Origin of the sequence: Chelativorans sp. ZYF759 (assembly GCF_012911015.1) — a bacterium.
In the GTDB taxonomy this organism is placed as follows: Bacteria; Pseudomonadota; Alphaproteobacteria; order Rhizobiales; family Rhizobiaceae; genus ZYF759.
On record NZ_WVVV01000001.1, the window covers coordinates 175,767 to 186,714 of the forward strand.

General features: G+C 64.2%; 9 protein-coding genes. 8 read left to right on the forward strand and 1 reads right to left on the reverse strand.

Going from position 1 to position 10,948, the window contains the following annotated elements; all coding sequences use genetic code 11:
* Positions 1 to 109: 109 nt before the first annotated feature.
* Positions 110 to 1,375 carry a Zn-dependent hydrolase gene (locus tag GRZ55_RS00760; RefSeq protein WP_246734445.1) on the reverse strand — a complete coding sequence of 422 codons (1,266 nt, stop codon included), beginning with the start codon at positions 1,373 to 1,375 and terminating at the stop codon, positions 110 to 112.
* Positions 1,376 to 1,532: 157 nt separating this feature from the next.
* On the opposite strand from GRZ55_RS00760, the gene GRZ55_RS00765 reads away from it, so the two are divergent.
* From GRZ55_RS00765 to GRZ55_RS00800, 8 genes are all read left to right on the forward strand, one after another.
* Complete coding sequence (locus tag GRZ55_RS00765; protein ID WP_169284967.1) at positions 1,533 to 3,089, forward strand: ABC transporter substrate-binding protein; 1,557 nt, start codon at positions 1,533 to 1,535, stop codon at positions 3,087 to 3,089.
* Positions 3,090 to 3,278: 189 nt separating this feature from the next.
* On the forward strand, positions 3,279 to 4,226 hold the full coding sequence (locus GRZ55_RS00770) for an ABC transporter permease (RefSeq protein ID WP_169284968.1): 948 nt from the start codon (positions 3,279 to 3,281) through the stop codon (positions 4,224 to 4,226).
* Positions 4,223 to 6,160: a dipeptide/oligopeptide/nickel ABC transporter permease/ATP-binding protein gene (locus tag GRZ55_RS00775; RefSeq protein WP_169284969.1), complete on the forward strand. Its 1,938-nt coding sequence runs from the start codon at positions 4,223 to 4,225 to the stop codon at positions 6,158 to 6,160. The genes GRZ55_RS00770 and GRZ55_RS00775 overlap by 4 nt, the downstream gene beginning before the upstream one ends.
* Positions 6,157 to 7,152 (forward strand): ABC transporter ATP-binding protein, encoded by a 996-nt coding sequence (locus GRZ55_RS00780; RefSeq protein ID WP_169284970.1) that lies wholly within the window; start codon positions 6,157 to 6,159, stop codon positions 7,150 to 7,152. Before GRZ55_RS00775 ends, GRZ55_RS00780 begins: the two co-directional genes overlap by 4 nt.
* Before the next feature lie 44 nt (positions 7,153 to 7,196).
* A complete protein-coding gene (locus GRZ55_RS00785; RefSeq protein ID WP_368856566.1) occupies positions 7,197 to 7,949 on the forward strand; it encodes a FadR/GntR family transcriptional regulator in 753 nt (250 codons plus the stop codon).
* A 224-nt stretch (positions 7,950 to 8,173) separates the two neighbouring features.
* Positions 8,174 to 8,587 carry a universal stress protein gene (locus tag GRZ55_RS00790; protein WP_169284972.1) on the forward strand — a complete coding sequence of 138 codons (414 nt, stop codon included), beginning with the start codon at positions 8,174 to 8,176 and terminating at the stop codon, positions 8,585 to 8,587.
* A 65-nt stretch (positions 8,588 to 8,652) separates the two neighbouring features.
* Positions 8,653 to 10,320 carry a BCCT family transporter gene (locus tag GRZ55_RS00795; protein ID WP_169284973.1) on the forward strand — a complete coding sequence of 556 codons (1,668 nt, stop codon included), beginning with the start codon at positions 8,653 to 8,655 and terminating at the stop codon, positions 10,318 to 10,320.
* A gap of 150 nt (positions 10,321 to 10,470) precedes the next feature.
* A complete protein-coding gene (locus GRZ55_RS00800) occupies positions 10,471 to 10,701 on the forward strand; it encodes a hypothetical protein (protein ID WP_169284974.1) in 231 nt (76 codons plus the stop codon).
* Positions 10,702 to 10,948 lie beyond the last annotated feature (247 nt).

Sequence of the window (10,948 nt, forward strand, 5' to 3'; positions counted from 1 at the left end):
ACATCAAGGCCGCCGCAGGCCTCTCTCGTCCCCAGCGCGGACGTTTCCAGGCGGCACCTTGCGGATCTGTGGGGCAACGACAGGTAAAGCGCGATCTGGTGCCCCGCAGTCACGATGTGGCCGAGGCAAGCCGGACCAAGGTGGCCAGCATCACGCTCGCGCCGGCGCAGGCCGCATTCCAGTCCGTCCATTCCTCCGGCGCGTGAGACACGCCGCCGCGGCTCGCCACGAAGATCAGGCCTGAGGGGCATAGCGCCTGCATCGTCTGGGCGTCGTGGCCCGCGCCGGAGGGCATGGTGAGGGCCATGCCCTGCCGTCCGGCCTCCTCGGCCAGCAATGCAGCGATACCGGCATCGAGAGCCACCGGCGCCAGCCGGCTTGTCTCGGCGACCGCCAGGCGGAGACCGTGCCTGCGCGCCGTGTCCTGGAGAATGCTGAGGAAACCGGCTTCCAGCGCCTTCATGACGCTCGCATCGGTATCGCGGATGATGACGGAGAATTCCGCGCTTCCCGGAATGGTGTGCGGGAAGTTTGGCTGCAGCTCGACCTTGCCAATGGTCATGCGGGACTGATCCGTCCCGCTGGCCGCGATCAGTTCGGGGATAGCTGCCGCCGCCTGCGCCAGTCCGGCGAAGGCATCGGCACGAAACGCCATCGGGGTGGTGCCTGAGTGGTTGGCAGACCCCGTCAGCGTGATCTGCAGGTTGGTGACGCCCGACACGCAATCGGCAATGCCGACAGCAATCCCGGCACGCTCCAGCACCGGACCTTGTTCGACGTGGAGTTCGAGGAATGCCTTGACCGAGCCCGGCTGGCGTGCGGCGGAACCGATCCGAGCGGGGTCGAGGCCCCGGGCGCGCATCGCGTCCCACAGCTGCCATCCATCGGAATCGCACGCGGACTCGAACCAGTCCGGATCGACCTGGCCACTGATCGCCTGCGAACCCAGCATTCCGCCGAAGCGGCCTTCCTCCTCGACCGTGTTGACCACCTCGATCGGATGGGTGAGCGTCAGGCCGGCATCTCTGATCGACAACGCGGCTTCAAGCGCCACCGCCACGCCCAGCGCACCGTCGAAGGCGCCACCCTCCGGCACGGTGTCGGTATGCGACCCGGCCATGATGCAGGGCGCATCTGCCTTGCCGAGCCGCCCGAACAGATTGCCGGCAGCATCCCACGAGACGCCCAGTCCCTCGCGTTCCATGAGACCGGCGAGCCAGCGGCGCGCTTCCCAGTCAGCATTGGAAAAGCCGGTGCGGTTAAAGCCGCCCGTCGTCTCATTGCGACCGAAAGCGTTGATGCCGTCGAAGATGGCTTTCATCCGGTCGGGGTCGATCTGGAGGGGGGAGAGGTCGTTCTTTTCTTTGAAATTCAACGGTCTTCACCAAAGTCAGGCGGTTGCGCGGCGGAGCTTTGCCAGCCTCGCCACCGCCAGCAATCCTAGCGGCGAAAATTATTCATGACAAATCCTTGCACACGGAAGAATTATATTGATTAATTGGCGCATCTGAGCAGCCGAACGGAGAGCCGTCATGAAACGGACATTACCCGCCATCGCGACCGCCTGCACGCTGGCCTTCGTGCCGGCAGCCCTAGCCCAAACACCGCCCGGCGTCTTGGTGGTGGGGCAGATCGCCGAGCCACAATCGCTCGATCCGCATGCCGTGACCGCGGTCAACGACTTCCGCATCCTGGTCAACATCTATGACGGGCTGGTGCGCTTCGCCGACGGCACGCTGGAGGTGGAGCCGTCGCTGGCCGAGGAATGGCAGATTTCCGAGGACGGGCTGACCTACACCTTCCAGCTTCGCGAAGGTGTGGAGTTTCATGACGGAACGCCGTTCAACGCCGAGGCCGTCGTCTTCAATTTCGAACGCATGCTCGACGAGCAGCACCCTCAGCACGATACCGGGCCATTCCCGCTGTCCTTCTTCTTCTCCGCGGTGGAAGACGTCACCGCGCTGGACGACTACACGGTCGAATTTTCGCTCAATGAACCCTTCGCGCCGTTCATGTCGAACCTTGCCTATCCGACCGGGCTGATCGTCTCGCCCTCGGCCGTGGAGGAACATGGTGCGGATTTCGGACGCAACCCCGCGGGCACCGGCGCCTATCGCTTTCAGGAATGGGTCGGCAACCAGCGCGTCGTCGTGACCCGCAACGACGACTATTGGGGCGGAGCGCCGCAGCCCGAAGCCGTGGTCTTCCGTCCCATTACGGATGCCAACACGCGCGTTGCCGAGATGTTGTCAGGCGGCCTCGACATCATGGTCGAGGTGCCGCCGGACGCGATGGCCGATTTCCGCAATGCGCCCGATTTTGAAGTGCATGAGCAGGCTGGACCGCATGTCTGGTTCCTGATCCTCAACATGCGCGAGGGACCCTTCACCGACCAGCGGATCCGTCAGGCGGCCAACTACGCCATCGACAAGGAATCGCTGGTGACGAACGTGCTCCAGGGCACGGCCGAAATTGCCGCCGGGCCGATCGCGCCGGCATTTGCCTGGGCCTATAACGAGGAACTGGTGCCGTATCCCTACGACCCCGACCGCGCTCGCGAGTTGCTGGAAGAGGCCGGCTATGACGGCGAGGAGATCACCTTCTACGTCACCGAAGGCGGCTCGGGCATGCTCGATCCCGTCGCCATGGGCACGGCAATCCAGGCTGATCTCGCTGAGATAGGCATGAACGTCTCGATCCAGACATATGAGTGGAACACCTTCCTCAATGAGGTGAATGCCGGGCTGGAAGGCCGCGCCGACATGGCGCAGATGTCCTGGATGACCAACGATCCCGACACGCTGCCCTTCCTGACGCTGCGCACGGAGGCGTTCCCCGAGGATGGCGGCTTCAACTCCGGCTACTATTCCAACGAGGAGGTCGACACGATCCTGCAGCAAGCGCGTATCTCGACAGAGCCGGAGGAGCGCGCCGCGCTCTATCGCCAGGTGCAGGAGATCGTGGTCGAAGACGCGCCCTGGGTCTTCGTGGCCAATTGGGTGCAGGGCGCTGTGACAACCCAACAGGTCTCCAATTTCGCACTGCAGCCCTCATTTTTCCTCATGCTGCACGATGTGAAAAAGCAATAGGGCGGGGGCTTCGGTGAACTCAGCGCCCCCTCCACCGCGTTCCGCGGTCCCCCTCCCCCGTAAATGGGGGAGGATCAAAGGCGCAAACGGCCGCGACGGCAAATCCTCCCCTGCGATGCGGGGGAGGGGGAACATGCGAAGCATGGTGGAGGGGGCACGAGAGAGCGCTTCCTTAAAGTTGCGCCGGCCATGACCGCCTACATCGCCAAGCGCCTCCTTGCCCTCATCCCGGTCCTGTTCGGGCTGACGTTGATCGTGTTCCTCATCATGGCGCTGATCCCGGGGGATCCGGCCCGCGCCATTCTCGGCGCCTATGCCACGCCCGAGAACCTCGAACGCCTCAACCGCCAACTGGGCCTCGACCGCTCCATGCCCGAACAGTATCTGATCTGGCTTGGCAACCTCTTGCAGGGCGACCTCGGTCGCTCCTATTCGCTCAACCGGCCGGTCATCGACGAGGTGATGGAGCGCTTTTCGGCCACGCTGATCCTTGCCGGCACGGCGCTTGTGATCTGCTCCGTGCTCGGGCTTCTGGCCGGCATCATCTCGGCGGTACGCCAGTTCGGCTGGACCGACCGCATCGTCACATTCTTCGTGCTGATCGGCATCTCGACGCCCTCCTTCTTCCTCGGCCTGCTGCTGATTCTCCTCTTTGCGGTGCAACTGCGCTGGTTCCCTGCCAGCGGCATGTACGCCATCTATGGCGGCGGCGACCTGCCCGATCTCATCCGCCATCTGGTCCTGCCCTCGCTGACGCTGGCGGCCGTGGCCACCGGCGTGATTGCCCGGCTGACCCGCACCGCCATGCTGGAGGTCCTGCGCCAGGACTACATCCGCACCGCGCGCGCCAAGGGGCTCACCGAGCGCAAGGTCATCTACCGCCACGCCTTCAAGGCGGCACTCGTCAGCGTCATTCCCGTCATCGGCATCCAGGCCGGCTTCGTGCTCGGTGGGGCGGTCTATATCGAGACCGTGTTCCAGTGGCCGGGCATCGGCGCGATGCTGGTCAACGCCATCTCCACCCGCGACATCCTGCTCGTCCAAGGCGGGGTGCTGGTGGTGGCGGCAAGCTATGTGCTGTTCAACCTCGCCGCCGATGTCGTCCAGTCCATCCTCGATCCGAGGCTTAGGCGATGAGCGCGGTGACAGAACCCGCCGCCGCGCCGCCAAAACGGGCGGACCGGCCAGACAGCATCCGCCTGCTGCTCAACAACAAGATGGCCGCGGGGGGCTTCATCATCCTCGTTCTCATGGTGCTGGTCGCGCTTATCGCGCCGTTGTTGCCGCTGGCCGACCCCAACGCCACCGCGCCGGCCAATCGACTGCTGCGCCCTATGAGCGAGGGCCATTTGCTCGGCACCGACGCACTGGGCCGCGACATTCTCTCGCGCATCATCTGGGGCCTGCGGGTCAGCCTTGCCGTCGGCATATCGGCGACGCTGATTTCCGCCTTCTTCGGCTCGCTGATCGGGCTGACTGCCGGCTATGTGGGCGGGCGCACCGACACGATCATGATGCGGGGCATCGACATGGTGATGGCCTTTCCCTACATCCTTCTGGCGCTCGCCATCGTCGCGGTTCTCGGCCCCGGCCTGATCAACGCGCTCTACGCCATCGCCATCGTCAACATCCCCTTCTTCGCCCGCAACATCCGCGGCGTGACGCTCGGGCTGTCGCGGCGCGAATTCGTCGACTCGGCGCGGATGTCGGGCAAGAGCCACACGCGCATCCTGTTCACCGAAATCCTGCCCAATGTCATGCCGGTGATCGTCATCACCATGTCGACGACAGTCGGCTGGATGATCCTGGAGACCGCGGGCCTCTCCTTCCTCGGTCTTGGCGCGCAGCCGCCCCAGGCCGATCTCGGCTCGATGCTGGGCGACGGGCGCCGCGTGCTCTTCAACGCGCCGCATGTCGCCATCGTGCCGGGTATCGTCATCTTTCTTCTGGTGATGAGCATCAATCTGTTCGGCGACGGGGTGCGCGACGTGCTCGACCCGCGGCTGAAATCCGGCGCGCTGACGCGTCCCGTCGCCCGCACCGCGGTCGAGCGGCCTCCGGGGGAGCCGATGCCGGCCGCGGACGACAACGCTGTGCTCGACGTCAAGGGCCTGAAGACCGAGTTCCATCTCGGCCGCACCGTCCACAAGGCGGTCGGCGGAGTCGATCTCAAGCTCGGCCAGACCGAGTGCCTGGGCATCGTAGGTGAATCGGGTTCCGGCAAGTCGGTCACCGCGATGTCGATCATGGGGCTGGTGCCGACGCCGCCCGGCCGGATCACCGGCGGCGCGATCCGTCTCAAGGGCGAGGATCTTCTGGCCGCCTCCGACGCGCGCATACGGCAGTTGCGCGGCGGCGCGGTCAGCCATGTCTTCCAGGATCCGCTGGCCACCTTGCATCCGCTGTTTACGGTCGGCCACCAGATCATGGAGGCGGTCCGTACCCACCAGCCGGTCGGCCATGCCGAGGCGCGCAAAAAGGCCAGGGACCTTCTGGAACTGGTGCGCATCCCCAATCCCGAACAGCGGCTCGATTCCTACCCGCACGAGCTTTCGGGCGGTATGCGCCAGCGGGTCTCCATCGCCATGGCATTGGCCAACGACGCTGAACTGCTGATCGCCGATGAGCCGACCACCGCGCTAGACGTCACCGTGCAGGCGCAGATCCTGGTGCTGATGAACAAGCTCCGGCACGAAAAGCAGGCTTCGATCCTGTTCATCACCCATGATTTCGGCGTCGTCTCCGCGCTTTGCGACCGCATCGCGGTGATGTATGCCGGCCGCATCGTGGAAACGGGACCGACAGAGCAAATCCTGGCCGATCCCGCCCATCCCTACACGCGCAAGCTGATCGACTGCGTGCCGGTGCTGGGGGAGCCCGAACGTCGCCTCGACGCGATCCAGGGCCTGCCGCCTTCAGTGGCCGACCTGCCGTCAGGCTGCGCCTTCGCCCCGCGCTGTCCGCGAGCGCAGGAGCCGTGCCTTGCCGGTGACGTCGCGCTGGAGCCGATCGCCGAGGGCCGCGCCGCACGCTGCCTGTTCCCGCTGGCCGGCGAAAGGGGCAATGCATGACCGCCCCCCTTATCGAAATGGACAATGTGGAGCGCGTCTTCGGCGGCGGACGCACGCTGTTCGGCCGCCAGCTTCCCGCCGTCCATGCGGTGCAGCAGGTCTCGCTCGGCGTGCGACCCGGCGAGACGCTGGGCGTGGTGGGTGAATCCGGCTGCGGCAAGTCCACGCTGGCACGCATGGTGGCGGGGCTCGACCGGCCGACCGGCGGTGTGATCCGCTTCAAGGGCGAGGACCTCGCGGCGGCCGCCAAAAATGACTTCAACGCGCTCGCCCGCCAGATCCAGTATGTCTTCCAGGATCCCGTCTCCTCGCTCAATCCGCGCAAGACCATCCGCGCGATACTCGAGGCGCCGCTGATCCACCTGCTCGGCCTGAAGCGCGCGGCACGGCGCGAGCGTCTTGCGGAGCTGATGGATGCGGTCAATCTGCGGGCCGAGTTCCTCGACCGCTATCCGCACGAATTTTCCGGTGGCCAGGCCCAGCGCATCGGCATCGCGCGTGCGCTCGCCGCAAGCCCGGAGCTCATCGTACTCGATGAACCGGTCTCGGCGCTCGACGTCTCGGTGCAGGCGCAGGTGCTTAACCTGCTCGATGATCTGAAGGACCGCTACGGCCTGACCTACGTCTTCATCAGCCACGATCTGTCGGTGGTCGAAAGCGTTTCCGACCGGGTTGCGGTGATGTATTTCGGCCGTATTGCGGAGATCGGCCCGGCAATGGAGATATTTGCCCGGCCGCTTCATCACTACACAAGCCTGCTGCTGGATTCCGCGCCCGTTCCCGGGAAGGCGGTCGCTGTGCCGGAAGGCGAAAGCGGCGAACTTCCCGACCCCTACAACCCGCCGCCCGGATGCGCCTTCGCCGCGCGTTGTCCCGCGGCCGACGATACCTGCCGCAAGGAACGCCCGCCTATCGACGTGGCGCGGGGAACAAGGGATCATTTTGCCGCTTGCTTCCACCCTCCGCAATCGGCAGGGAGAGACGGGGGGTAGCCATGGCGGAGACACGATCTGGTCGGAAGGGAAGCGAGCCAGTAGTGGCTCCGGTGCGGCAGCAGAAGCGGTCCGACCGCATCGCCGCTCGCATCCGTGATCTGATCGTCGCGCGCGGCCTCAAACCCGGCGATCGCATTCCGCAGGACTGGCTTGCCGAGCAGGAACTGAAAGCTTCGAAGGGCACCGTGCGCGAGGCGATGAAGGCGCTTGAGACGCAGGGCCTGATCAAGTCTCGTACCGGCCCTGGCGGCGGCGCTTTCGTTACCGCGCTGTCGGGCGAACAGGCGATGGGGCTCCTGGGCAACCTCTTCCTCTTCAATCAGCCGACCATTTCCGACATCTATACGCTCAGGAAACTGCTGGAGCCGGAACTCGTCGCCGGGCTCGCCGGTAGACTCGACGAGTCGGCTTATGAAAAACTCCAGGCAACAATCCGCCTTTACGAGCATGAACCAGAAACGGCGGAGGAAGAGTTCGCGCAGCGTGTCGCGGAACTCGACTTCCATTCCGTGCTGGCCAGCCTCTCCGACAATCTCATCCTCGGCTTCGTGCTTGTCTTCCTGCACAGATTGCTGCGCGACCTGGCGGTATGCCGCGCCATCTACAGCACGCCCAATCCAGGCCTGCGCGAGACTGCGCTGTCCTATCAGGTGCGTCTCATCCGCCATCTGAAGTCGGGTGACGGCGAAGCCGCCCGGGCGTTGATGCGGGAGCACATGGAGGAGGCCGAAAGCTACATGCTGGACAGGGCAGAGGTCCGGCGGAGGCACAGCGCGGACGGTCCCGCGCGATAGGTTGACCGAACAGCGCTCAGGCGCGGCCGCAGAACCAGCAGGCCGGAAGAGCGCGACGCTAGCCGGCTTGCAACAGGCGCCACAGAGCGCGAGGCTTGGCTGCCGATGGGGCTTGATCGACCGACCCTCGCGATTTGCGCGAGCCGCAGTTTCGGGCCACCCTGCCCGCGCCCCGTAGACTCGGTGGACGTCCTTGTGACGACAACAGAGAGAAGGGAAAAGAAATGTACCAGAAGATCGCCGTTCCGGTTGATTTGTTCCATGTCGAACACACTGGCAGGGCACTTGATGTCGCAGCCGACCTTGCAAGGCACTATTCCGCTTCGCTGCACCTGATCGGCATCACCGCCGAAACCCCGACCGCGGTCGCCCGCAATCCACAGGAATTCGCGCGGAAGCTGGAAGAGTTCGGCAGGAAACAAGCCGATGCCCGTGGCGTCGCGGTCTCGACGGGCGCTCACGCCAGCACAGACCCGGCGGTCGATATCGACAAGGTGCTTCTCAGCGCGGTTGCCGAAAGCGGCGCGGACCTTGTGGTGATGCAATCACATGTCCCAGGGATCGGCGACTATCTGTGGGGTTCGCATGGCGGGCATCTGGCCTCGCATGCCGAAATCTCGGTGTTCGTCGTGCGCTGAAGAGGCAAGAAGCCCGCGAACTAGAGGCGAATGGCGGCCAAGGAAACCAGAAGGAGACATTGGCAATGATCGGCAACCGACCCGAGGACGAAGTCGAGGACATCCCTTCTCCGGAGGGGCACTCCGACGTCATCGCAACCGATTACGAGATCGGCCAGCACAACGTAACGCCGCGCATCGGCCCTTTTGAGCTGGACATCCACAACCCGGTCTTCGTTGTCTCGGGGCTGGTAACGTTCGCCTTCGTGATTTTCACGCTCGCCTTCCAGGCACAGGTCGAACCGCTATTCTCGGAAATGCGCGGGTTCCTGACCTCCACATTCGACTGGTTCTTCCTGATCGCCGGCAACATATTTGTGCTCGTCTGCCTGGGAATTCTCGTCTCACCTTTGGGCAAGGTGCGCATAGGCGGTGCGGAGGCGACGCCCGACTATGGTTATGCAGGCTGGTTCGCAATGCTCTTTGCCGCCGGCATGGGCATCGGGCTCATGTTCTTCGGCGTGCTGGAGCCGGCTTATTATTTCGCCACGCCCTGGGGCGATCAGCCGCTGGGGCAGGGCATCGGGATCGTCGATGGCGAACTGGCCGATCCGGCGACGCTGGAAGCCGCGCGCCGCATGGCAATGGCTGCGACCATCTATCACTGGGGGCTGCACCCCTGGGCGATCTATGCGGTGGTGGCGCTCTCGCTGGCGCTTTTCGCCTACAACAAAGGATTGCCGCTAACGGTTCGTTCGATTTTCTACCCGATCTTCGGCGAACGCGTCTGGGGCTGGCCCGGCCATGTCATCGACATCCTCGCGGTCTTCGCCACGCTTTTCGGGCTGGCCACCTCGCTGGGCTTCGGCGCACAACAGGCGGCTGCCGGCATCGGGTTTGTTTTCGGCATGGAAGGAGTCTCGGACAGCGTCACCGTTGCGGTCATCCTGATCGCGGTCATCACAGGGCTGGCGCTCATCTCCGTTATGCGGGGGCTCGACGGCGGCGTAAAGCGGCTTTCGGAGATCAACATGGTGCTGGCCGTGGTGCTGATGCTGTTCGTGATCTTTTTTGGTCCGACAATGACGCTCGTGACGCAGTTCTTCGGGAATGTCGGGGCGTATTTCGCGGAGATCCTTCCGCTGTCGAACCCTGTCGGGCGCGACGACGACGGCTTCCGCCAGGGATGGACCGCGTTCTACTGGGCCTGGTGGATCAGCTGGTCGCCCTTTGTCGGCATGTTCATCGCCCGCGTCAGCCGGGGCCGCACGGTGCGCGAGTTCATCATCTGCGTGCTGCTCATCCCGACCATCGCTTCGGCGATCTGGATGACGACCTTCGGCGGAACGGCGATCCACCAAATGATCGAGCGCGCCGCGGACAGCGCGGTCTATGGCTATGTCATCGATGCCTACGTGCCCGAATTGTCGTTGTTCGGCATGCTGTCGGAACTGCCGCTGGCAACGGTCTCATCGATCATCGGAATCATCCTGGTAATCGTGTTCTTCGTGACCTCCTCGGATTCGGGATCGCTGGTGATCGATACGATCACCGCCGGCGGCAAGATCAATGCGCCGGTCAGCCAGCGCGTGTTCTGGGTGATCTTCGAAGGGCTGGTGGCCGCCGCGCTGCTTCTCGGCGGCGGGCTGGTGGCATTGCAGGCGGCTGCGGTCTCGACCGGGCTGCCCTTCGCCATCGTCCTGCTGCTTGCCTGCTATGCGCTGATACGTGGATTGATGAGCGAACCGCGCTGAACGCACGCAATTGTCGAAGGACGCGTATGGGGCGTGGCGGGGCCATCTGCCGCGCCCCATGCGCTTTTGACGGGCAAGCGCCGTCTTGCTGTAGGTCAATTCACCAATCCGTGGTAGCCGAACCCTGCATCAAGCGAAGGAGAACAAGCCGTGAGCGAGCCGACCGTGACCGAGGCAATCGACAACATCTACGCGTCGCTCCAAGCGGACAATGCCGACATCGACGAGCACATAGCGGCACTCAAGCTGGCAATGGCGCGGGAGGGCATCAAGGAAGCCGTCTTCGATCCCGCCAAGCTGGCGCAAAGCAACCGGTCCGGGCGCAAGATGATGCAGGCCTATTTTCGGCAGCGCGGTGTCGCCGTGAAATTTTCGACGTAGCGGGATCGCGGCGGCATGCAGCTAGTGTTGTGAACCCGCTGCTGGGTCCCCGTCTAGTTTGGCCGAAAGCGGATATGGAAGGCATCACTCCGATTTCGCATATGCCTGCGCTGGATCACCGTTGGCTTCGTGACCACGACGCATGCCCGAACGTAGTTCAATTTCACGCCCATTGACACGCCTATCCTCCGGGCGTTCTTTCGCACTGCAAAAATACGTGTCTGGTTGAAGCGGCGCCGATCGCCTT